The following is a 23066-nucleotide window of genomic DNA, read 5'->3' as shown; positions in this document are numbered from 1 at the left end:
ACTTTATTTGCGCGGACTCAAAGCCATGCACTACACTTTGACCAAACTGGCTGCGTAACATCAGAGACTTAGTCGCTTCTATACGAGATTCAAGGTGATTCAAGCTCTTTGTGCCCCCAAAGGAAATATTCCCTCCATGTGTTGCTTCGCCGTTATTGTTAATGCCATCTGAAGGTCCAGTTTCACAGTCTTGTGAGTATTGATACTCTGCACCCAAAACACCAGTTTCAATTTCACCTCCAGCACTTATCGTGGCCTTATTATCTTTTGTCATGTAATCTCCACCAACCGAAGCACCCTTGCTTGTGCCAAAATCAACGCTCGCTTTACCTAAAGTCACAGAGCCAGCATTTACGTCTACTCCAACACCCGGCTCAACAGCTATTCGCGCTCCTATGGTTACTTGACCTTGTGCTGTACCGTATAGCTCATACCTGTTTATTTCTTGTTTAATATCTTGTTTAGCATCAGAAAAGAAGGCCGCTGCGGCATTAAAAAGCGCATCGGTAAATTTTTGAAAAGCATAATTTGCTGCCTTATGACCGAGATTGCTTAAGAACTTTCCTATACCATCAATTGGTCCCATACCATCCGGGTCGATAAACCTAACAGGATTATCGAAGGCATAATTATAAGGTGAGTAACGACGCATTTTATCGGCGAGTGGGTCAACAGCATGCCAACTACCTAACTGCGCATCATACATTCTAGCCCCGTAATCAGACCAGTTTAAACCTAAGTCATTCTGCCTTTCTTTTCCATTAAACTGGTACTGATTCAACGGTTTGATTCCTGGCGAATTAAAGTCCAAACCGGCCAAGTTTATTCCCCACGGGTCGTACTGGTTTTCCTGCACTTGCAGGCCCTGGCGGTGCTCAATCGTCACGTCGTCGAAGTACACGTCCGCCGCGCTCTCGTTGCCCACGTACACGCTCACGTAGCCGTTCTGCTGCACCACCAGCGGCCCGCTTTGCAACGCTTCATAGTTGTTGAGCGCGGCGGCCGTGAGCTGCACCGTGCGCTGGTCCACCAGCACCGAGTCCTCGTTAAACGAGAGCACCCGCAGGTAGCCCTGGGGCACGCCGCCCGGCAGCCGGGGCAGCGCCAGCAGCGCGGCCGAGCTCAGCCCCACCTGCAGCAGCGGCAGCCCGCCGCGCCGCGCGCCGTCCAGGCGCGGGGGCGTGCCAGCCGGAGTCGGTTGCAGCAGGGAGGCGATGAAGCCCGCCAGCGAAAAGGCGAACGACTGGTTGCTGGTCGCCTGCGGGTAGAGCCCAAAGGCCGTGGCGCGGACGGTGTCGCCCTTCTGCACGGCAAACTGCGTGAGCGGGCCCAGCGGCTGGGGGGCCGCCCCGCCCGCGTTGAGCCGGGCCACGTAGCCGCTCGTGTGCGCCCGCGCCGTGGCAAAGGCAATCGGCGCACTCACGCTCAGCGAATCGAATTGCTGCGCCTCGCGGGCATGCGTTTCCCGGTCTTGTTCCAGCGTTGCGCGGTACGTATGCACCTGCCCGAGCCGGTAGGCCAGGCGCAGGTTGCCCAGGTGGTCCTTGAAGACGAACTCGCGCTGGTAGGTGGTGAAGGACGGCGCCTTGGGGTTGAACGGGGGGCGGTGGAAGAACACCAGCACCCGGCCCTCGGCGTGGGGGAAGAAGCGCAGCGAGTCCTGCTCGTACTGGAACGGGCCCAGGTAGTCGGTGCGCTGCACCGGCTGGCCGGTCTGGTACACCATCTTGGCCACCTTTTGCCCGGCGGCCGTGTAGCGGAACACGAGGCTGTCGGCCCCGACGCCGAAGTGAATCTGCTTCGGCAGGTTCAGGTGGTTGTAGGCGATGCCCGTGATGCCCTTGTTGCGGTCCTGCGTCAGGTTGCCGTTGGCGTCGTAGAGGTATTCTTGGTTGAGGTGCGAGCCGCCCTCCTGGAAGTCGCCCGCCAGCGAGGCCGGCGCCCCGTTGTAGTTCAGCGGGCGCGGCAGCTGGTTGGTGCTCACCTGGTCGTCCACGGCCTGCAGCCGGTTGCCGGCATAAGCGTAGGTGAGCGCATCCACGGGCCCGAATTGCTTGGCCTTCGCGTGGGTGGCGTTGGCCAGCAGGCCCCGGCGGCGCAAACTCAGGATATTGCCGTTGTCGTCGTAGCTGACGAAGCTCATCCGGTAGTTGTCCTCCTCCGCTTTCCACAGTCCCGCCGTATTCGGCGTGGCCGGGGCCGACGCCGTGCGGGCCACGAAGTCACCTTGCAAGAGCCGGTTCAGCGGGTCGTACACGTAGCCGTACGCCCGCTGCACCCCGTCGCGCCCGCTGCGCCAGGTCTGGCCCGTCAGGTTGCCGTTGTACTGCTCGTAGCCGGTGCTGAAGCCTTCGTTGTAGTGCAGGCTCAGGTTAAACAGGTTCTCCGCCTTGGGGTAGTACGGGTCGTTGAGTTGGGTGAGCCAGCCGCGAATGTTGTAGGCGTAGTCCACCTCCTGCTTCAGCCGGCCCGAGGCCAGCGTCTTGCGCGTGGCCTGCCCGATTTCGTTGTACTGCACCGAGTCGAGCAGCGCCGCCCGCGCCTCGCCCGGCAGCTGCTGGCGCGTGCTCAGCAGCCGGCCCGTGTGGTCGTAGGCGAAAAACTCGGCCACCGTCAGCGGGTCGTGGTTCGGCCCTTGGTGCACCGCCACGCTCTGCACCACCTTGCCCGTGAAGTCGAGCTGGGTGGTGAGCAGGTCGAGCCCGCCCCGGGCGTTGCCGGTCTGCACCTGCACGGGCCGGGCCCGTGCGTCGTAAAAGGTCGTCGTCACCAGCCAGTCCGCCCCCGGGTCGGTATCGGGCTTGTTCAGCACCCGCGTCATCGTGCGCGTGGTCATTCCGGTGGTGCGCAGCGCATCCGCCACCGGCGCGCCCCCGGCCGGAAACCGCGCATCGGTGGTCGTGTTGTAGCTGACATCGGCCGTACCGGCCGCGTCGTTGTCGAAGTTGTAGTCGTCGTAGTAGGTGGCGCTGAGCACCAGCCCCGCCTCGAAGCCCTGCTGCCCCAGACGCGGAAACGCCTGCGTCGTGCTGTAGTGCTGGTAGGCCGTGGCCGCGCTGCTGCGCACCTCGTACTGGTGGGCGGTCGCCGTGTCGGCATCGGCCAGCGCCTGCAGGCGCACCTGCCCGGCCGTGTCGGCCCGGCTCACCAGGCCTGCGAGAATCACCCGGCCCAGCGCGTCGTACTTGGTCCAGCTCCACTCCTTACGCCCCCGCTGGGCGGCGTCCTGGCTCAGCACCGGCCGGTCCAGCTGGTCGTACACCACCAGGGTCTCCCCGTCGGTGCCCGGCACCTGCTTGGCAATCTGCCGGCCCCGCCCATCGTAGCGGTAGCGGAAGCAGAACGGCCTGGCCCCCGCTGGCAGCGCCGCCGGGGCCGCCCGCAGGGCCAGCACCCGCTTGGTCGCCTCGGGTTGCAGCACGTACTGCAGCCGGCCGAAGTCGTCGTAGGCGTAGGCCGTGCGCAGCCAGCGGCGCGGGCCGGCCGCAGCACTGTCGCGCCGCCCGGTTTCCACCTGCTTGAGCACCACCCGGCCTTCCTTGTCCGTCCAGTCCAGGGCCCGGTAGCCGTGCTCGTCGGTGCGCTGGCTGCCCCACAGCTCCCCCGCGGCGTAGTAGCCCTGGAAGTCCGGGTCGAAACGGGCCGGGTGGTAGCCCGGCGCGAAGCGCGGCACCGAGTCGGTGGCCACGTTGGGCCGCTCGGCCTGGGCCGTGGCGTGGCCCCCGGTCAGCATCCCGGCCTCGCCCGGTGCGCCCTGGCCCACCACCCGGTTCAGGGGCGAAGGCTCGAACAAACGTTCGCTGTAGGCCACGCCCGTGCGGGCCACGCCCCGTACGGCATCGTGCGGTTCCAACGGCCCAATGCCGCCCCCGCGAGGCCCCGTCCGCCGGTAAAACACCTGCTGGTCGGCCAACGCCCGGTAGTGGTAGCCTTGGGCCGTCACGCTGGTCGTGTCCACGAAGGGAAGGTACTGGCGCGGCTCGCGGCCCAGCCCGTCGTACGCCTGTGGCTGCACCACGTCGCGCCGCCCGGGCGAAGCCTGGCGCAGCACGGTCTGTACGGGCCGCCCCAAACCGTCTAAGTAGGTCGTGCTCGTGGCCACTGAGTCCACCGGGGCCAGCGGCACGCGGGCTTCCCGCGTCTGGGCCTGCCGCGGCACCCAGGTGCGCACGAAGTTCATGTCACGCCCGGTGGCACTGGCGTCCGGCGCCGTCGGCGGCGTCAGCAGTGCCGGGCCCACGTTGGCGTCGTTGGGGCGGTTGCGCGCCAGCGGCGGGTACGGCAGCACATCGAGGTAGCGCGTGGGCGAATAGAGCGTCACCCCCACCACCCAGCGGTTGGTTACCCGCGTGCGGTAGCGGCCCGCGTCGGCCGGCGTCACCGCCCCCCAGGTGCGCGTGGCCAGCGTGTCGCCGGGCAGGTCCACCCATTGCTCCGCCACTTCGCGCTGCCACTGGTAGCGGTTGTGCGCCCCGCCGATGGCCCCGGCCAGCGGCCGGGAGGGCACCTGGCCGGCCCGCACTTGTAGTGTGTCGGTCCCTGCCAGCGCGCGCTGCCCGTCCCAGAGTTGGTACTGGCCCGGCACGTTCTGGTTCGGCTCGAAGGCATCGAAGGCCAGCAGGTTGTTCCCCACCCCCAGGAGCAGGTTTGGGTAGCCCAGCGGGAACCCAAAGGCGGGCAGGCCCGTCAGGTCGTTATCGCCCAGTTGCAGTTGATTTGTCACCGTGGTCCCGTAGCTGGCCGGCACCGTCCCGTTCAGGTGGTTGTGTCCCAGGTACACGAAATCGGCGTGCAGCGAGTCGGGCAGCGTCCCGCTCAGCTGGTTATAGGAAAAGTCCAGCCGAATCAGGTGGCGAAAGCCCTTGTAGCTGGCCGGAATCGCCTCGGTCAGGTGATTGCCCCCGGCTTCCAAGTACAGCAGGTTTCTCGCCTGCGCCAGGCTATCGGGTAAGGACCCGGCCAAGAGATTGTAGTTCAGAAAGAGCTGGCTTAGCCCCTGCATGCGCCCCCAGGCACCCGGAATCCGCCCGCTGAAGCGGTTGTTGCTCAGTGACAACATCCACAGCTGCTGCAAGCGGCCCAGGCTGGCCGGCAGCACGCCCTCAAAGGCGTTGTGGTCGGCCCTGAATTGCTGCAAAGCCGCCAGGTTGCCCAGGCTGGCCGGTAGCGGCCCCGACAAACGGTTATGGCTGATGTACAGGAGCACCAGGTTCTGGCATTGCCCCAGCGATTCCGGCAGCGGCCCAGTGAGTGCGTTACCGTGCAGATAGAGTATCTGGAGGCCGTGCAGTGCCCCAAGCGAGGAGGGCAGCGTGCCTTGTAGGCCATTACCTTGTAGAAATAGGCCCGTCACGTCGCCCCCGCTCACGCCCACGCCGTGCCAGGCGGCCGCGTCCGCCAGCGTCGTGCCGCTCAGCCAGTTGGTGTGGTTCGTCCACTGCGGCCCGCCCGTGGCTGCGTATAGCTCGCGCAGCACCCGCAGCTCCGTCGTGTCGGCCACCAGTCCTTGGCCAGCGGGCACCGTTTGGGCCTGGGCGCGCCCGGCCAGCAGCAAGGCCACCACGAGCAAAAGGCGGCAAAAGGAAATAGTAGAAACACGCATAGCGGAAACGAACTGGAAGCGAAAAGGCAATAATGGATAAGGCCAGGCGGGCCTAGGGGCGGGCGTAGTGGTACTGCTGCTGCGAGAGAATGCGCCCCTGCTCGTCGCGGGTGCGCACCAGCCTCCCCAGGGCATCGTATTCAAACGTGATGGTGCGCCCGCCCGGGTCCGTCTGCGACGTTACCCCCACCAGCGGGTCGTGGGTGTAGCTTGTCACCTGGGCACCCACCGGGGCCAGCCGCACCTCGTCCACCAGCACGTTGCCCCCGCCCGCGGGCGGCCCCAGCGCCACGCTGCCGGAGCCGCTAAGCTGGAAGCGGGCGCGGTACTGCCGCCAGCCGTCCGGGCCCGTGGCCACCAGTTGCCACGTCCCCCCGGTGCTGCCCGCCGCCAGCGTCAGCGTGGGCGCGGTCGGGCTCCGCGCCCAACACAGCAGCCCGTAGTCGCCGGCCGGCATCCCCGGGCGGGTGGGGCCGCTCGTGCCGTCGAGCCGGTAGGCCCAGCGGCCCGTGCGCCCGCCCGCTACCCGGTGCGTACCCGTCGAGTCGTAGCGCCAGCGGCCCGTCGCAGCGGGCTCGAAGCTGGTGCAGGCCAGCTGCTCGTAGCCCGCATTCGTCGCCTGCGCGATGACCAAGGTGTGGACGTTGCCGGTTAGGTACGCGGTAGCCGGGCCGTGGGCCGGCCGCTGCTCTATCAGGTCGCCCGAACTCGTCGCGTAGCGCGCTGTCCCCGTGGCCTCGTAGCGCGTGTCGCTCAGCCAGCCGGTGTAGCGCCCATTGGCGCGCGTTTCCTGGTTCGGGCCGCTCACCGGCCGGTCCAGGCGCAGGCGGTGGGTTTTCGCTGGGCTGCGCCAGCGCGGGTCATACAGCGTCAGGCTGCCCCCCGTCAGCACCGAGTCGGTCCCGGCAAGGGGGCGGTGCCAGCGCTGCGCCTCGATAACGGGGTTAAAGGTATTCAGCCGTAGCGCCGGGTCGAATACGGTGCTGGCGTAGTCGCTCAGGCGCTTAAACCGCTGGATGTCCCAGCCCGTGCTGGTGCTGGTGGCCGTGCGCACCAGCCGCTGCTGGACGTAGCTCGACAAGGTGGTGACGGTGTGGGTGCGGCCGTCCGGGTCGTAGCGCGTCTGCACGGTCTGCGCGGGGGCCGCAAAGCTGGCCCGCACCAGGTACAGGTCGCTGATGTATGTATCCTCTGGTATATATACACCGACCCCGGGGGTCAGCAGGTTGATTTTAACCGTCCGGCGCACCCGGATAAAAGGCAGCATTTGGGCGTCCTGCATATCGTAGGTATGTGCGGTACTCTCCGCCAGCTGCAGCTGATTATCCCGACTGCGCCGATACACCAGTTGCTGAAAGGGCACTACGTCGTTAAACTGCTCCCTCAGCTCTCCGAAATAGTGTACGGTCAGGCCATTGTCGGTTCCAGCCTCTTCCCGGACGCAGCTGTAGTAATGCACATTTTTGCTGAACTCGTCGCCCAGGTCCCGGTTATCCGCTGTCGTTTCCCAGAATTCACAGGAGGTAACGCTAAGGGCGGAGTGGTCACCGCTCGTGGGTAGCAGTTGGTAGTTAACTTCCGTATGTTGCTGGCGGTCAAAGTTTCGCCCGTAGTTGCGCAGCAGCGACACCCCCGAGCAGGAGCCATGCTCGCTGTAGCGGTACGTATGCACCAGCGGCGGGGCTCCGGCCGTTTGATGCGTGGTGCGCCACACCCGGATGCCCGGCCCCGGCAACCCCAGCTTGAAGTCGGTCGAGTCCAGATACGGCACGTAGATGTTGATGTCGCTTTGGTGTTCGGTTTCTTCGCAATGCACCCGGGCCACGTACCGCCCCGGTGGCAGGCGCAGCACGAACGTGCGGTAGGTCACCGGCTGCTGATTGTTGTCCAGCTGCCCGTCAAAGATGCGGTAGGGGCCGTTGGTGATGAGCGAGTCGCCGCTGGCCCGGCGGCGCCAGATGCTGAAGTCGCGCACCTGGTTCGTGCCGGCGGTGGCGTGCGTGCTGTCGTAGGGCTGGCGGTGCAGCAGCACCCGCACGTCGAAGCGGCCCGACTCATCGGAGCGGTTCGGCACGTCGAACTCCTGCGGCGGCGACGAGGTAGCGCGGTGCGTGAGGGGGCCGTTTTCCACCAGTTGCACCCGCGTGGGGTCGTAGCTGGCCTCCAGGTATGGCCCGCGCTCCCGAAGCGGCAGGTCTTCGGCTTGCACTGCGATGCGGTTGAGCTCATACTCCCAGTTCGCCTGGCCGCCGGTCGGGAACCCCACCGTGCGCAGTGCCCCCTGCCCAACCATCTCGAAATTAGGTTCCCGGTCCGCCGCCATGCCTTGGCGGCGCAGCAGCGCCGTATCGGCCAGCAACGCCGGGCGGGTGTCCTTGTTTCTCAGGTCGCCATTCTTCACGGCCCCGTTGAAATAGCCCCAGTAGTCCTGGGCGGCGCTGCCCTTCGTGGGCATGAGCCCAATCGGGAGATAGTCGAAGCGGTAAGCCGGTAAGTTGACGCCGTTGGCGCTTTCCCGCAACGAATCCAGGCACAGCCGGTAGCGCGTCCCGGGTATCGGGCCATTGGTGGTAGCTTCGTAAATGCGCGATTGAAACAACGTCCAGTGCCGAACTTCACGGGCTTGAGGCCCGGTGCTGAGCCATTGCACACTACGGATTTCCCGAACCGAATCAGGGCCGGCGGTTTCCCGGTTCACCCGTAGGCAAACGCCGCGTGCCGTAATGGACTGCAGGAACTGCGCCCGCACGTGCGTCACGCCAGCCAGGATGTTCTGAAACAGGTAATCAGCCGTCGAACCGCAGATGGTTCCCGGTCCCGCCGCGTTCACCGCTTCGCCAAGTTCCTGATACGAGCCGGTGTAGTAACGGCCGGTCGTGGTACTCATTTGCCGGGGCAGCAGCACGGTAGCGGCGGTGTAATGCAGCGTGAGCGTATCGGCGGCATCGGCCGAAATTACCCGGCTCAGGTGCCACGCCGACACGTGTATGTTCATGCCGTACTCTGCGCTGGGGGTGGTGAGTTCCCTTGCCTGGAACAGGTAGCGCACGCCGTCCTCGGTGCTTATCTGGAAACCGTCGACGGCCACCCGACGAATGAAAACCGGTTGCCGTGGCAGCAGCACCACGCTGGTGTCGATAATAACAAACCGGCCCGATACGCCCGTCGGCAGCGAAAAAGAATATACGTCCGGCCCCGTATCTAGGTCGTGGTTGAAGGCCCGCTTGAGGTACTGCACCCGGGCCGTGGCATGCAGCACCGAGTCGGGGTGGTAGCGCCGTATCGGAACGGCCGCCACCTGTTCGTCGACCAGGCCGTTCACTTGGCGGGTGATACTGGCCCCGGCCTGTAGGTTCCAGCCCAGCCCCACCAGGTCGTCGGGCTGACTTACCCGCAAGCCGCTATAAGAATAGGATAACGAAACCGGCAGCGACAGCGGGCCGCAGGTGACTTCGACTAGGGGAATTGAATACTGGGCCGCCCCGGAGTGCAGTTGCACCAGCTGTTGGGCATCAAATCGCGGCAGCGTGCTCACCGTAGGAGACTGCGGAATGTACTTGGCCGGCAACCAGGGCTTGTCCTTATCTATTGTAGTGGTCTGGGCGTGGGCGCTGCCCAATGTAGTTATCACCCACCATGCCCCCAACCACCGCCGTAGCAGGTTTCTCTTGAAACCAGTGGCACGAAGCCATATCAACGACACAGCCAGGCCTTGGGCAAGTGCGCCCCGGCAAGTAATAAGCAACATAGCAAGAAGGTAACAGTGGGCAATAAGCAGGCAAATGGCAACGGGTAGAAACGAACCCGCGCCAGAACTTGGCGCACGGTTTCGCGAATCATTGCGGCCATGGTGCGCCGCTCGTAGCGGGCAACACCAAAGTGCGCGGGCGGCACAGAGCCGCGGCGGAAACGCCGTAGGTGGTGGAAGCACCTAGAAGCGGTAAGATTTCCCCCGCCGGTGAAAGATTCGGCGCTACGGAAACACAAAGAAACTCCCGCGCAGCAGCAATATCCAAATACGCCGTGGTATAAAACAGGTACGCAACAGTCACCACGGCACGCAAGCACCTAGCCATCAAGCGCATCATTTTTATTGCACCGCCCGGCCGGCTCTTCAGGGTCGTCGGCACAGTTCTCTGGTTAGTCGTCCACATCGCCCGGATTCGCTTTCCCCTCATTTAGCTCCCCTCCGCAGGGCCCTGCGCATAAAAGCAGCTGCCGCCCCCGGCCCGAAGCTTCAGGACTCCTGCCGAAGCAAACGCATCGTGCGGGCAAGCGCCTCCCCCGCAGCCGCCCACTACGCCGCTTGGTGCGCGCCTCGCCCAGCTACTTCGGAACCACCACTTCCCAACCGCGTCTTCAGGGTCCATCACCACTTGCAGCCTTTCTGCTTACACAGATTCCGGCCCTGCAATATTTCCCTGCCCGCCCCCGTTCACCGTCCAAATCATTCTCCACTTAACCCTTTCTCCATCATGGCAAAAGCCACCAATGCCCTCACCCAGGGCCTCTCCGGCAAGGTCACCGGCCTTGTCTTCCGCCAGAACGCCAACGGCACCGTCTCCGTCGGCGACGCGCCCCGGCCCACCTCCAAGGCCCCCACGGCTGGCATGCTCGCCCACCGGCAGCGCTTCCAGCAGGCCGCCTTCTACGGCCGCGCCGTGCAGCAGGACCCCGCCCAAAAAGCGGCCTACGAAACCGGCGTCGACGCCAACACCCAATCGGCCTACATCGTCGCCGTCGCCGACTACCTCAACGCCCCCAACATCCAAAGCGTCGACTTCTCCGCCTACCGGGGCACCGTCGGCGATGCCATCGTCGTGCAGGCCACCGACGACTTCGCCGTCCACCACGTCCACGTCCGCATCCAGCGCCCCGACGGCACCGTGGTCGAAGAAGGCGACGCCACCGCCGATGCCGACGGCTACACCTTCCGCTACGCTGCCACGGTCAAAAACACCACCTTCGCCGGCAACAAGGTTATCGTTTCCGCCTACGACAACCCCGGCAACGAAACCACCCAGCAAAAAACCCTGTAGCCGGCAGCCTTCCCGGCACCGTGCAATTTCGGCGGCAGCGGCTACTATAGGCTGAGGATACACGAAGTATACACCTACTATACACGCCCCATTCCACTGCGGCCAGCGCGGCAGCTTCAAAAAATACTATTCCACTCAACCGCCCCGCTGCCTCCGCAGCGGGGCTTTTTGTTTAGAAGCTGTTTGAGTTAGCGTCTCTACACCGTTTTGGCGGACTTGCAACCTAACTCCAACAGCTTCTAAAGCAAGCAGGCAGCAGCCCGGCACCGGCCCGGTCCGACCGCCCTAGGCGGTCCGACCGGTTGCAGGACCAGCGGTTTTACCCGAACATCAATTGGTCGGGCCGCCCAGAGCCGTCGGCCCGGGCCTGAACGATTCCCTCTGGTCCCGTCCCTCCCACTACCTCCCACGCTCGCCTGTTTACGGCGCTCTTTCGCGAATGAAAGCAGCTCTCTGGCAATCCTTTCCCAACGTCAGGCACCCCTCTCCACCGGAGAGGGGCCGGGGGTGAGGCCCACCGCCCCCACAGGTCCAGGTGCATTCCGGCGGCCCGGGCTTCACCGCGTCGCCATCTTTACGGCCTAATCTCGCCCTTTCTTCGTCGAGTGGCTATTCAGCTGCCGACGGTTCTGTTATGCTCATGCCTGCTGCCCGCGCCCAAAAACTGCTGCTCCTGACCATGCTGGCCCTGGCGGGCGGCCTCAGTGCCTTTCGCCTGCAACCCACCGACGACGGCCTGCTGCCCCGCCTGGCCCGCCAGCTGGACAATTACCTGCAGACCGCCCGCCAGGAAAAAGCCTACCTGCACCTCGACCGCCCGGTGTACGGCACCGGCGAAACCATCTGGTTTAGCGCCTACGTGGTCGATGCCGCCCAGCACCAGCCCGATTCCCTCAGCCAGGTGCTGCACGTCGACCTCGTATCGCCCGAAAAGCGGGTGGTGGCCCGCCGCACCCTGCGCCTGAAGGGCGGCCGCAGCAGCGGCGACCTGCTCATTGCCGACACGCTGGCCCCCGGCACCTACGTGCTGCGCGCCTACACCAACTGGATGCGCAACGCCGGCGACGAGTACGTGTACAGCCGCCGCCTCAGCATCTGGCCGGCCTCGCCCATTGGCCCGCAGGAGGCCGCCGTGCCCAACGCGCCCACCACGCCCGCCGGCAAGGCCCGGGCCGCCGCTGCCGCCCGTCCCGACGTGCAGTTCTTCCCCGAAGGCGGCGACCTCATCGAAGGCCTGCCCGCCGTGGTGGCCTTTAAAGCAACCGACGCCAGCGGCCGCAGCCTAAGCGTGCGCGGCCAGCTGCTGAATGCCCAGAACGCCGTGCTGACTGCCTTTACCAGCCGCCACGCTGGCATGGGCCGCTTTGGCTTGGTGCCCGGCGCCGGCCAGCGCTACCATGCCCGCGTAACCCTGCCCGACGGCAGCACCGCCGACTACCCGCTGCCTGCCGTGCAGCCCAGCGGCTACACCCTGCACGTACTCGATGGCGGCGATAACTTCCTGGTAGAAGCCCGCTACCGGGGCCCGGCTGGCGCGGCCGCCCCCGGCCCCGTGCAGCTGTTCACGCAGGTGCGCGGCGTGGTGGCCTACCCCGGTCCCCGCCCGCTGGTGGGCGACATCGCCGCTGCCTGGCGCATGCCCAAGAAGAACTACCCGGCCGGCATTGTGCACTTCACGCTCTTCGATGCGGCCGGCACGCCCCGGGCCGAGCGCCTGGCCTTCGTGGCGAACGAGGCCGCCGGCCTGCGCGTGAGCATCACCCCCGACCAACCCAGCTACGGCGCCCACGCCCCGGTGCAGCTCACCGTGCGCGTGGCCAATGCCGCGGGCCAGCCCGTCGCCGCTACGCTGTCGTTGGGTGTGAACGATGCTGCCCTGGGAGCCCTCGACCCCAACGCCGAAACCATCGCATCCAACCTGCTGCTGACCTCGGACCTGACCGGCTACGTCGAAAGCCCGGGCTACTACTTCCGCACCCCCTCGGCGGCCACCGCCCAGCACCTCGACGACCTGCTGCTCACCCAGGGCTGGCGCCGCTTCGTGTGGAAAACCGTGCTCGCGGGCCAGGCGCCGGCCCTGCGCTTCGGCCCCGAGCGCGAGCTGAGCCTGGTGGGCCAGGTGGTGAGCGAGCACGGCCAGCGCCCCATCCCCAACAGCCAGCTCACCTTCTTGCAAACCCGGCCCACCAAGAATGTGACCACCGCCACCACCGGCCCCGACGGGCGCTTTGCCTTCGTAGGCATTCCGGTGGTCGACACGGCCATTATCTCGCTGCAGGCGCGCCGGGCCCAGGGCGGCTCCAACGTGCTCATCATTCCCGACAACGGCCCCGTGACCCCGGCCCAGCCGCTGCCCCTGCTGCCCTCGCTGGCCACCGCCCCGCCCGCGGTGGCCGCGCTGGTGCGCCGCAGCCGCCAGGTACAATCGGCTGAGCTCGACGAGCACCCCGAGCGGGCCGTGCGCAACATCAACCTGGCCAATGTGGCCGTAACCGCCAAGCGCGAAACCGTGCCGAGCGACGACCCGCGCCGCCTATACGGGGCCACCGGGGGCACTGTCATCAACTTCGCCAACAACCCCGGCATGCAAACCGGGGTCAACGTGCTACAAATGCTGCAGGGCCGGGTGGCGGGCCTCGCCGTCAGCGGCAGCCCGCCCAACATGACGGTACAGATTCGCAATTCGGGCACGCCGCTGTTTATACTCGACGGCCAGCGCGTCGACGCCGACGTCATCAGTACCCTCTCGCCGTCTGATATCGAGTCGGTGGAAGTTTTTAAGGGCAACGAAGCGGCCATCTTTGGCAACAGCGGCGGGGCCATTGCCATCTATACCAAGCGCGCCGACCCCAACTACAATGGGTCCAACAAAGGCCCGGCCCCAGGTATGGCCACCGTGCGGCTGCCCGGCTTTTATGCGGCCCGCGAGTTCTACTCGCCCCGCTACAGCGCGCTACTCACCAACCCACCCGCCGACCCCCGCACCAGCACCCTGTACTGGAACCCGCAGGTGCGCACCAACGCCAAGGGCGAAGCCGAGGTCCATTTCTTTACCGCCGATGGCAGCGGCACCTTCGAAGCCGTAGCCGAAGGCCTGGGCAGCGGCGGCCAGCCAGTTCGAGGCAGCAGCACCTTCAGTGTAAAGGGGAAATAAGCAAGAGGATACAACTGCAAATAACAAACACGTCATGCTTCGGCTGCGCTCAGCATGACGTGTTTGTTATTTGCAACCGCTAGTCGCGGGCGGCGTTGCGGGCGGCAATTTCTGCCTCAATGGTGGCGGCGGCTTCGTCGCGCAGCTGCCAGGGCGTTTTGCGGCCGCCGAGGCGCGAAAGCAACACGCCGGCAATCGCCACTACTGTCGCGCCGATGAGGGCGGCCCAGCCCAGCTCGGGGATTTCGCGCAGGCGCGCCACCCATATCCACACCAACGCCCAGGCCACCACCACTGGAAATACCATGTCGCGGAATATGCGGCTCATCAGCAACCCCAGTACTACTACGGCCACTATCAGCCCCAGCGTGAGCGTAACCGAAGCGCCTTCGGCCGTTTGCCAGCCCAGCGTGCGAATAGCAATGGTGAAGTTGATGACGGCCGCGACCGAAAGCCAGCCCAGCAGCAGCGAGAATGGTACGCCGGCTAATCGTGGGGCCGCCTCGGCAAAAATGCGCCGCCGGGTGCGGCCGTAGGCCACCGCCGTAGCGGCTAAAATCAGCAGCATCACGCCCGCGCTGGGCACCATCTGCTCGTGAGCAAACAATACAACCCACGCCCCCAGGCCCAGGCTGGCGACCGTGAGCGGCTTGGCCACGGCGTCGGGCAGCGACAATTGGCGCTGGGCCGGCAGCAGCTGCCAGCCCGCATAAACCAACAGGCTTAAAAAAATCCCCCCCCAAATGCTAAAGGCGTTGCCCGCCGGCGTGAGCAGGGTGGGGTATTTGGCCGACACCACTGCCTGCGTTTGCCCAGCAAAGGGGCGCAAAACCGAATAGGCATTCACGGCAATGGCCCCAACAATGGCCAGGGCCGTAAGCCAGCGCCAGGCCCGGCCGGTGGCCGAGTGGCGGGGAGGGGCGTAATGGTCGGGAGCAGTGACGAGGGGCATGCAGAAAAGGCTGTGCGTTCAACTACGTAAGCAGTTGGAAGTCGGATGGTGCGGTCCGGCACCGCGCCAAAGCAGGGCACCGGACCGCAACGTTACACCTTTTCGGCCAGGAAACGCGCCGTATGGTTGCTATCTTTCAATTTAACCATATTCTCGGGCGTGCCTTCGAACAGCAAATGGCCGCCGTTCAGGCCGCCCTCGGGGCCGAGGTCGATAATCCAGTCGGCGCACTTGATGATGTCGACGTTGTGCTCGATGATGAGCACAGAATTGCCCTGCTCAATCAGCGCGTTCAGCGCTCCCAGCAGCTTGGCAATGTCGTGGAAGTGCAGGCCGGTGCTGGGCTCATCGAAGATGAACAGAATTTTATCCTGCTGCAGCGTAGCGCCTTTGGTGAGAAAACTGGCCAGCTTCACCCGCTGGGCTTCGCCACCGCTCAGCGTGTTGGCCGACTGCCCGAGGCGGATGTAGCCCAGGCCCACATCCTCCAACGGCTTGAGGCGCTCGGCCACTTTGGGTTGGGTTTTGAAGAACTGCACGGCGTCGGCCACCGTCAATTCCAGCACTTCGTTGATGGCCTTCTCCTGGAATTTAATCTCCAGAATGTCCTGCTTGAATTTGTGGCCGCTGCAGCCCTCGCAGGTCAGGTAAATGTCGGCCATGAACTGCATCTCGATTTTCACTTGGCCCTCGCCCTGGCACACTTCGCAGCGTCCGCCATCCACATTAAAGGAGAAGTGCGAGGGCTTCAGCCCGCGCGCCTTGGCCAGCGGCTGCTCCGAAAACAGCGTCCGAATGGCATCGTAAGCCTTCACGTAGGTGACGGGATTCGAGCGCGACGACTTGCCAATGGGGTTCTGGTCGACGAACTCGACGTGCGACACCTGCCCATTCACGCCCGTGAGGCGGTCGAACTTGCCGGTGCTTTCGCCCGCGCCGCCGCCCAGCATCTTCATCAGCGCCGGCGCCAGAATGCGCTTGATGAGCGTGGATTTGCCCGAGCCCGACACGCCGGTTACGACAGTCATCACGCCCAGCGGCAGCTTCACGCTCACGTTTTTGAGGTTGTTCTCGCGGGCGCCGGTTAGCTCCAGCGCGTTGCGCCAGGGGCGCCGCACCTTGGGCACTGCCACTTCCATGCGGCCGCTCAGGTACTGGCCGGTGTAGGTGGTGGTGTCCTGCAGCAGTTCGGCCATGGTACCCTGGAACATCAGGTTACCGCCGCCGCTGCCGGCTTCGGGGCCGATGTCGATAATCTGGTCGGCGGCTTCCATCATCTTCTCCTCGTGCTCCACCACCACCACCGTGTTGCCGAGCTGCTGCAACGAGCGCAGCACGCCAATCAGCTGCTCGGCATCCTTGGGGTGCAGGCCGATGCTGGGCTCATCGAGCACGTACATCGAGCCCACCAGCGCCGAGCCCAGTGAGGTAGCCAGCGAAATGCGCTGGCTCTCGCCGCCGCTCAGCGTGTTGCTCAGGCGGTTCAGGGTGAGGTAGCCCAGGCCTACGCGGTTGAGGTAGCCCAGGCGGTTGGTGATTTCCGTCACGAGGCGCTCGGCCACTTTGGCGTCGTGCTCGCTCAGGCTCATGTTCTGGAAGAACGTCAGCGCGTCGGAGATGGGCAGCAGCACGATGTCGGCGATGCTGCGGCCGTCGATGCGCACGTACTGGGCATCCTTGCGCAGGCGAGTGCCGCGGCAGTCGGGGCAGGTGGTGCGGCCCCGGTAGCGGCTCTGCAGCACGCGGTACTGGATTTTGTGGGTCTGTTCGCTCACCCACTTGAAGTACTTGTCGAGCCCGTCGAAGTGCTTGTTGCCGGTCCAGAGCAGGCGCTGCTCGGCCTGGCTGAGCTCGTTGTAGGGCCGGTGAATGGGGAAGTCGAAGCGAATGCCGTTTTTCAGCAGCGGCTTCAGCCACTCGCCCTGCTTCTCGGTGCGCCAGGGCGCAATCGCGCCTTCGTACACCGTCAGGCTCTTGTCCGGAATCACCAAGTCTTCATCAATGCCCAGCACCGAGCCAAAGCCCTCGCAGGTCTGGCAGGCGCCATAAGGGTTGTTGAAGGAGAAGAAGTTGACGCTGGGCTCTTCGAACACAATGCCGTCGAGCTCGAATTTGTCGGAGAAGGATTTAGTTGTTAGTTGCTGGTTGTCAGTTGTCGGGCCAGTGCCGTTCTCGCTGACAACTGACAACTGATAACTAACAACCAACGTCCCGTGGCCTTCAAAAAACGCGGTTTGCACCGAGTCGGACAGGCGGAAAAGCAGGTCTTCATCATCGGGCCGCAGCACGGCGCGGTCAATCATGATGGACACTTCCCCGTTCACCTCGGGCCGGCCCTCGCCTATCAGGTCCTCAATCTGGGCGGTTTCGCCGTTCACCACCACGCGGCTGTAGCCTTTTTGCAGCAGCAAATCCAGCTCCTTGCTCATGGGGCGGGTGTGGTCGGGGCGGTGCAGCGGGGCCAGAATCATGGCCCGGGTGCCCTCGGGCTGCGCGGCCAGAAAGTCCACCACGTCGGCCACGTTGTCCTTGCGCACTTGCTCGCCGCTCTCGGGCGAAAACGTGCGGCCCACCCGCGCAAACAGCAACTTCAGGTAGTCGTAAATCTCGGTGCTCGTGCCCACCGTCGAGCGGTTGTTCTTGATGCTGACCTTCTGCTCGATGGCAATGGCCGGCGAAATGCCGCGGATGTAGTCGACGTCGGGCTTGTCCATGCGGCCCAGAAACTGGCGGGCGTAGCTGCTCAGGCTTTCCACGTACATGCGCTGGCCCTCCGCATACAAGGTATCGAAGGCGAGGCTCGATTTGCCCGAGCCCGAGAGGCCCGTGACGACGATAAACTGGTTGCGCGGCAGGGCTACGCTGAGGTTTTTGAGGTTGTGAACCCGGGCGTTTTTGATGAGGATGAATTCGCGCGGGTCGAGGTTGTCAATGGCGTTGTCGGCGGGGGCCGAAACTTGCAAAGCGTCTTTTTTGGGCATAAACGAACTAACAGCGAAACCGGGCCGGAAGGTTTCGGCGGGGCACTAGTTGCTGGGGGTACGAAGGTACGGCTGGGGTTGAAGGAGGATATGGGCGTGGTCGCTCCTGGCTAATATTTTTATTCTCTTCCGGATTTATAATGATAACTAAAATAGCGTCCCTCTCCCGTCAACTCTTTTAGAACTCTTGGGTCAACTGTGGTAGTGAGAGCATTGCTCCAATATACTACCCGAGCTATTTTCACCCTATCCCGGAGTTCCTTATCTGTCGAACGTGATGCATCATCAGTACTGGAGTAGTCTACAAATCCAAGCTTAAAATATTCAGTGGTGATTGGTTCTCCATTCTTAATAATATGCCCATTGACATACAATGGGCAATTAAACACAAGCGCATCGCCCGCCGGGATGGGAACAGGAGCTACAAAGTTTTTACCACAACTTGGAATATAAGTAGCATTGAATAGACCATGCGGCCCCGTTGCTACCCACGAAGCAGACCATTCACAGTTATACATGATAACATTACGAACGTGGTTGGTAGTGTTACGCACAGTCATTTTAGCGTAGAGGCATAAATACGGTGGCACATCCACTTCCACACCTCTAACATTGTCTTTGTATCCAAGCTCCCGACTATACCCCACAATCTCCGCCGTCACCACCAAATCATCCGGCGCGGTTTTCTCCGGCGCTTGCGCCACGGTTGGCAACGCCAGCGTCAGGCAAGCCAGCAGTAGTAGTCCGATTCTTTTCATAGCTGCTAAAGTTACGTGCGGGCACTTGCTGCTCCATAAGCTGCTGGCTGATGAGCGCGAGGAATATGACTAACCGCAGACTTTATACTCGGCACAAAGCAGAATGCGAAAACGAGGTAGGGTGCGGGGCTTGCCCCCGCCCGTCGTTAAACGGAATCGTCACAACGGTGCGAACGACGGGCGGGGGCAAGCCCCGCACCCTACTTGCAACGATTATAGCAACGATTATAGCAACGATTATAGCAACGATTATAGCAACGGAAGCAACGAACTACCATCCATTCAGTAGCTTCGCCATACTATCCTTCTTCCTGCTTTTGATTAGCTATATGCCCACCTCGCCCCGTCTGATTCTCCTCGCCGCTGCGCTCCTCCCCCTCGTCGCCCACGCCCAGGAGGCCCCGCGCCCCAGCCTCAGCGGCGACTGGAGCGGCGAAGTGGCCACGCTGGAGCTCGTGTTTCACCTCACCGACCCGGCCGGCGGGACCCGCTCGGCCAAACTGGATATTACAGACCAGAACGTAGCCGGCTTGCTGGTTGATTTCCAGGCGCCCGGCGACAGCGTATACCTGCGCCTGAGCAAGCCCATCACGGCGCGGTTTGCTGGGCGGCGCTCGGCCGATGGCCGGCAGTTCACCGGCGAGTGGCAGCAGGGCTTGCGGGCGTTTCCGCTCACGCTCGTGCGGGCCGGCGCGGGCGAAGCCACCGGCCCCAAGCGCCCCCAGCAGCCGCACGCGCCTTTCCCCTACCAGTCGGCCGACGTCACCTTCCGCAACGAGAAGGCCGGCATCAACTTGGCGGGCACCTACACCCTGCCCGCCGACATGGGCCCGTTTCCGGCCGTGGTGCTGCTCACCGGCTCGGGGCCCGAAGACCGCAACGAAACCTACCAGGGCCACCAGCCCTTCGCCGTGCTGGCCGACTACCTCACTCGCCAGGGCATCGCGGTGCTGCGTTTCGACGACCGCGGCGTGGGCCAGAGCGGCGGCACGCTGAAGGGCACCACCAGCGCCGACTACACCACCGATGCCCAGGCCGCGCTGGCCTGGCTGCGCGCCCAGCCCGGCATCCGCAAAAACCAGGTCGGGCTCATTGGCCACAGCCAGGGGGGCACGGCCGCCATTGGCGCGGCCGGCCAGCCCGGCGGACCCGATTTCCTGGTGCTGCTGGCCGCCCCCGGCCTGCCCGGCGACGAGCTGATAGTGCAGCAGTCGCTGGCCCTGGCCCGCCTGCAAACCACCGACCCCGCCCAGCTGGCCAGCACCGAAAAGATGCAGCGCGCCATGACCCAGATTATTCAGAAAACGCCCGACGATAAGCAGGCCCAGGGCCAGCTGCTGCTCTATTACTCGGCTATTAGTGCGCAGCTGGCAGCCCAGGTGGCACCCCAGCTGCCCATGCTCACCTCGCCCGACTACCGCCACCTGCTGGCCGACCGGCCCGCCCTCACCCTAGCCAAAGTGCGCTGCCCCGTGCTGGCCCTGGGCGGCAGCAAAGACGTGCAAGTGCCTACCACCCGTAACCTGGCCGCCACGGCCGCCGGCCTCAAAGCCGCTGGTAACCGCGACGTGACCGTGAAGGAATTGCCCGGCCTGAACCACCTGTTTCAGACAGCGCCTACTGGCGCCCCCGCCGAGTACGCCACCATCGAAGAGACGTTTGCCCCGGCTGCCTTGAAAGTCACAGGCGATTGGATAACGAAGCATACCCCTCGCTAATTTTTCTTTCCGCGCCGGAATCGGCTTTTGGAATTAACTGGTCTATCTGGCCAGAAATTTGAGGTAGCCAAGAGCAGCTAATTGGAGTTAGGGCTTCCGCACCAAATATCAGGCATTTTGCACTAACCGCCGGAGATACTCATTGTCATAAGCAGCTTGTTTACGCTTTCGTTTGAGGCTGATGGCTTGCGGGTCCTGGGCCAGCAAGTAGAGGGCGTTTTTGCGTAAGCTGTTGGCGTTAAGCGCGGCGTGGCCCGTTCGTAGGCGCGACTGGTCTTCTTTGAAGGTGAGGTCGAGTTGCCAGTGCAACTGGTTTTCCACCGCCCAGTGCCCCCGGATGAGCCGGGCGTAAACAGCCGGGTTGGGGTCTGTTAACGAACTGAGATAGAACCGCTGCGCATGGGTAACGCCCTGGCTCGTGTGCCGCTCGGTTTCGACCAGGACGAGCGTGTGCAGGCCGGGCCAGTCGGCGCACGCATCCAGTAGGGACAGGTCCTGGCAAACGCACACCGTGCGCCGCTCCCCCCGGCCGTGTCCTTTGTCCTGGCTGCGCCAGGTCGGCAGGTGGGCGGCGCGGGCCACCAGGTGCTCGCTGGCCTGCTCATAAAGGGTCTTGGCGTTCTTTTTCAGGGCAATCACGTAGTCGGCCCCGCACGCCACGACCTTGCCGACGATGCTTGGCTGGCAGGCAATGGCATCGATGGTGACGATGCTGCCGACGACATCCAGGGTGTCGAGCAGGGCCGGAATCGCCGTTTTTTCGTTCGTCTTCGCGCCAATTTGGGTCTGTCCGAAGCTCAGGTGGGCATCGGCCACCCATACGCTGACCGTGCGCACCAGGGCATGGCGCTGGCCGGCGGGGGTGGTAGCGCGGTGTTCCTTGCCATCGACGCAGAGCTGTCGCCCGGCCAGTGACCCGGCGCAGGCCCGCAACGTCTGCTCCAACTCTTTCGGGTTCAAGCGCCTGAGCAACCGCTCCAACGTATCCTCAGAAGGGATGCCGTTGGCAAATGCCAAGCCCAGTTCCGACCGCAAAAAGTCGAGCCGGGCACGGCCATAGTCACAAATCTCCGGCAAATCGTCACAGCCAGCTAACGTCCCGCAAAGCAATAGAGCCAGGATATCAGCCAATTGATGCAGGCACCGGCCCTGCACACGCGGGTCCGTCAAGTGGGTAAAAGAGGCGAAGTAGTTCATCCCCGAAACTAGCCGAGGACGAACTTACTTTTGGTGCGGAAGCCCTAAATTGGAGTAGCTGAAATTGGACATAAGAAACCTTTGCTGTATTTTTAAGCTTCAAAATGCTTACCACACCCTTCTTCCCAACTTGAAAACAGGCTAATTTCATGATTCGATTTATACTGAGCGCGTTATTTTTACTGAGTTATTTGCTACCTACTGTTGCTTTAGCAGCCGGCGACCCACCCACCGTAGTGCCCCTCAATGGGCAGTGGCGCGGGCCGCTGAAGATGCTGGGTGGCGAAATCACCGTTGTTATCACCATCGTGCCGCTCACCAACGGCAGCTACTACGCGGCCCTCGATGCCCCGCAGCAGCGCATCAGCCGCATGCCAGTTGAGGTGGAGCTGAAGGACGATAACCTGACCCTGCGCATCGAGCAGGCCGGCAGCAGCTTCGTGGGCAAGGTGCTCGATGGCGGCGCCACCTTTCAGGGCACCTGGAAACAGCCCGGTGTGACGGCCCCCATGACGCTGAAGCGCGCCGTGGCCTCGGCGGTGGCCGCCACCAAGTTCAAAGCCATCCCACCCTACCGCATAAGCGACGTCACCTTCGTTAATCCCGTTACCAAGCAAAAGCTGGCGGGCACGGTTACGGTACCAGCCGGCGAAGGCCCGTTTGCGGCAGCCGTGCTCCTCTCCGACTCGGGCCCCCAGGGCCGCGACGTGGACGTGAACGGCTACCGCATGTTTGGCCAGCTCGCCGACTACCTCACCCGCCACGGCGTGGCCGTGCTGCGTTTCGACGACCGCGGCGTGGGCAAGTCGGGCGGCACTTACGCCAACGCCACCACCGCCGACCTCGTGAGCGACGCCCAGGCTGCCATGACCTGCCTGCGCACCCAGCCCTTGATAGCGGCCTACCGCGTGGGCCTCATTGGCCACGGCGAGGGCGGCAACGTGGCCCTGCTGGCGGCGGCCACGCCCAGCCACGCGCCGGCCTTTGCCGTGTCGCTGGGCGGCTACGGCCAGACCGGCTACGACGTGCTGCTGCGCCAGCAGGGCGAAATTATGCGCCTGATTGGGGCCGACCCCGCCCAGGTGAAAGCCGCCCAGGACGTCTATCAGCGCACGGTAGCCACCATCCGCCAAACGCCCGACAACACCAAGGCCCGCCTGAAGGTAGCCACCCTGCTCAGCAACACCAACGCGGGCATCGATGCCGGCATGGCCCGCGCCCGCGCCGTGCAGCTTACGTCGCCCTGGTCGCGCTACTTCTTCGATTTCGACCCACTGGCCCAGTTGGGCAAGGTGCAGTGCTCGGTGCTGCTGCTCAATGGCACCGCCGATTTGCAGGTTTCGGCCAGGCGCAACATGACGCCGCTTTACCGCGCCCTGCGCAAGGCCAAACGCACGGCGGCTTCTTACAAGCTCGATGGCGTGAACCACCTGTTCCAGCCCGCGCCAGCGCAGTGGCCCATGATAAACGGCGCGCAGCAGCCGGTATTCTCACCCGAAGCCCTCAAGCTCATCTACGGCTGGGTTGCTAATGAAACCCGCGTGCCCGGTGGCCCCCAGCCCGTGACCGTGAAGCGCCCCGGCCCAACCAAGCCGGCCAAGTCCGGCCGCACGCCTGCCACGGCCCGCGCCAGCAGCTAGAAGGGCGTCTTTGCCTCTGCATCTC

Annotated in this window: 10 protein-coding genes; 4 read left to right on the top strand and 6 right to left on the bottom strand. The window is 64.0% G+C overall.

The features are described from left to right. Together ABD837_RS14110 and ABD837_RS14105 are read right to left on the bottom strand one after the other, a co-directional pair. A partial coding sequence (locus tag ABD837_RS14110) for a DUF6443 domain-containing protein (RefSeq protein ID WP_345055661.1) occupies window positions 1-5602 on the bottom strand: 5602 nt, incomplete at its 3' end. Window positions 5603-5654: 52 nt separating this feature from the next. Further along, window positions 5655-9350: an RHS repeat domain-containing protein gene (locus tag ABD837_RS14105; RefSeq protein ID WP_345055659.1), complete on the bottom strand. Its 3696-nt coding sequence runs from the start codon at window positions 9348-9350 to the stop codon at window positions 5655-5657. Between the two features lie 727 nt (window positions 9351-10077). On the opposite strand from ABD837_RS14105, the gene ABD837_RS14100 reads away from it, so the two are divergent. Both ABD837_RS14100 and ABD837_RS14095 read left to right on the top strand, forming a co-directional pair. Beyond that, window positions 10078-10641: a hypothetical protein gene (locus tag ABD837_RS14100; RefSeq protein ID WP_345055657.1), complete on the top strand. Its 564-nt coding sequence runs from the start codon at window positions 10078-10080 to the stop codon at window positions 10639-10641. Window positions 10642-11281: 640 nt separating this feature from the next. Beyond that, window positions 11282-13795, top strand: coding sequence for a TonB-dependent receptor plug domain-containing protein (locus ABD837_RS14095; RefSeq protein ID WP_345055655.1), 2514 nt, complete (start codon window positions 11282-11284; stop codon window positions 13793-13795). A 79-nt stretch (window positions 13796-13874) separates the two neighbouring features. On the opposite strand, the gene ABD837_RS14090 is transcribed toward ABD837_RS14095, so the two are convergent. The 3 genes from ABD837_RS14090 to ABD837_RS14080 all read right to left on the bottom strand — a co-directional run bounded on the left by ABD837_RS14090 (window position 13875) and on the right by ABD837_RS14080 (window position 18486). Continuing rightward, on the bottom strand, window positions 13875-14747 hold the full coding sequence (locus tag ABD837_RS14090; RefSeq protein ID WP_345055653.1) for a hypothetical protein: 873 nt from the start codon (window positions 14745-14747) through the stop codon (window positions 13875-13877). A 92-nt stretch (window positions 14748-14839) separates the two neighbouring features. Beyond that, window positions 14840-17728 (bottom strand): excinuclease ABC subunit UvrA, encoded by a 2889-nt coding sequence (uvrA, locus tag ABD837_RS14085; RefSeq protein WP_345055651.1) that lies wholly within the window; start codon window positions 17726-17728, stop codon window positions 14840-14842. A 119-nt stretch (window positions 17729-17847) separates the two neighbouring features. Beyond that, a complete protein-coding gene (locus ABD837_RS14080) occupies window positions 17848-18486 on the bottom strand; it encodes a hypothetical protein (RefSeq protein ID WP_345055649.1) in 639 nt (212 codons plus the stop codon). 317 nt (window positions 18487-18803) lie between these two features. Between ABD837_RS14080 and ABD837_RS14075 the strand changes: the two genes are divergently transcribed. Beyond that, window positions 18804-20204, top strand: a complete 1401-nt coding sequence (locus tag ABD837_RS14075) for an alpha/beta hydrolase family protein (protein ID WP_345055647.1) — start codon at window positions 18804-18806, stop codon at window positions 20202-20204. A 108-nt stretch (window positions 20205-20312) separates the two neighbouring features. Here ABD837_RS14075 and ABD837_RS14070 read toward each other — a convergent pair whose 3' ends face one another. Continuing rightward, window positions 20313-21401 carry an ISAs1 family transposase gene (locus ABD837_RS14070; RefSeq protein WP_345055644.1) on the bottom strand — a complete coding sequence of 363 codons (1089 nt, stop codon included), beginning with the start codon at window positions 21399-21401 and terminating at the stop codon, window positions 20313-20315. Between the two features lie 191 nt (window positions 21402-21592). Between ABD837_RS14070 and ABD837_RS14065 the strand changes: the two genes are divergently transcribed. Beyond that, entirely contained in the window at window positions 21593-23041 is a 1449-nt protein-coding gene (locus ABD837_RS14065; protein WP_345055642.1) for an alpha/beta hydrolase family protein, read from the top strand. Window positions 23042-23066: the final 25 nt, after the last annotated feature.

It is taken from the genome of Hymenobacter glaciei, from assembly GCF_039539585.1.
In the GTDB taxonomy this organism is placed as follows: Bacteria; Bacteroidota; Bacteroidia; order Cytophagales; family Hymenobacteraceae; genus Hymenobacter; species Hymenobacter glaciei.
Note: the sequence above shows the minus strand (reverse complement) of the source record. Positions and strands in the feature narration are given on the sequence as shown.

Excerpts from the sequence above, each read along its gene's own strand:
- ABD837_RS14070 (WP_345055644.1), bottom strand. The coding sequence starts at position 21,401 with ATGAACTACTTCGCCTCTTTTACCCACTTGACGGACCCGCGTGTGCAG.
- ABD837_RS14105 (WP_345055659.1), bottom strand. The coding sequence starts at position 9,350 with ATGTTGCTTATTACTTGCCGGGGCGCACTTGCCCAAGGCCTGGCTGTG.
- uvrA (WP_345055651.1), bottom strand. The coding sequence starts at position 17,728 with ATGCCCAAAAAAGACGCTTTGCAAGTTTCGGCCCCCGCCGACAACGCC.
- ABD837_RS14095 (WP_345055655.1), top strand. The coding sequence starts at position 11,282 with ATGCCTGCTGCCCGCGCCCAAAAACTGCTGCTCCTGACCATGCTGGCC.
- ABD837_RS14100 (WP_345055657.1), top strand. The coding sequence starts at position 10,078 with ATGGCAAAAGCCACCAATGCCCTCACCCAGGGCCTCTCCGGCAAGGTC.
- ABD837_RS14080 (WP_345055649.1), bottom strand. The coding sequence starts at position 18,486 with ATGAAAAGAATCGGACTACTACTGCTGGCTTGCCTGACGCTGGCGTTG.
- ABD837_RS14090 (WP_345055653.1), bottom strand. The coding sequence starts at position 14,747 with ATGCCCCTCGTCACTGCTCCCGACCATTACGCCCCTCCCCGCCACTCG.